General features: G+C 64.7%; 1 pseudogene. It reads left to right on the top strand.

The features are described from left to right. Positions 1-144 (top strand): annotated as a pseudogene (locus EOA33_RS41260) (IS630 family transposase); the annotation flags it as partial. Positions 145-428 lie beyond the last annotated feature (284 nt).

The raw sequence follows: 428 nt of genomic DNA, 5'->3' as shown, positions 1-428 counted from the left end.
ACACAGTGGGCACATTGCGTCGGCGCTTTGCCGAACAGCGGCTCGATAGCCTTTACGATGAACCGCGTCCCGGCGCGCCCGATGAGGAGATTGCCGAGACGATCCGGTTGACGCTGGGAGACGACGCCGCGGGACGCAACCCACTAGCCTGACTCTGCAATCTTGAGGAGCGCCAAGTTTATTCTGGCGTGCGGCGAGCTCAACGCCGAGCCGCTTGGCATCGATGCACGACACGACGTGATGCGGCGGTGTCGCACGGGTTCTCACGGTTTGTGGCTTCGGGATCGCGCGGAAGGCCACGCTTTTCTGGCGGCTCGCGCACCGGTGCCAGACGGCCGTCGGGACCTTAAAATCGACGGGATGACCGGCGGACAACACCTCCACGCCGGCCATACCAGGCCTGGCGGACCGCCCGGACAATCCTGAGA

Source organism: Mesorhizobium sp. M4A.F.Ca.ET.050.02.1.1, assembly GCF_003997725.1.
Lineage (GTDB): Bacteria > Pseudomonadota > Alphaproteobacteria > Rhizobiales > Rhizobiaceae > Mesorhizobium.
The sequence above is the reverse complement of the archived record's forward strand: the minus strand, read 5'-3'. Positions and strand labels throughout refer to the sequence as shown.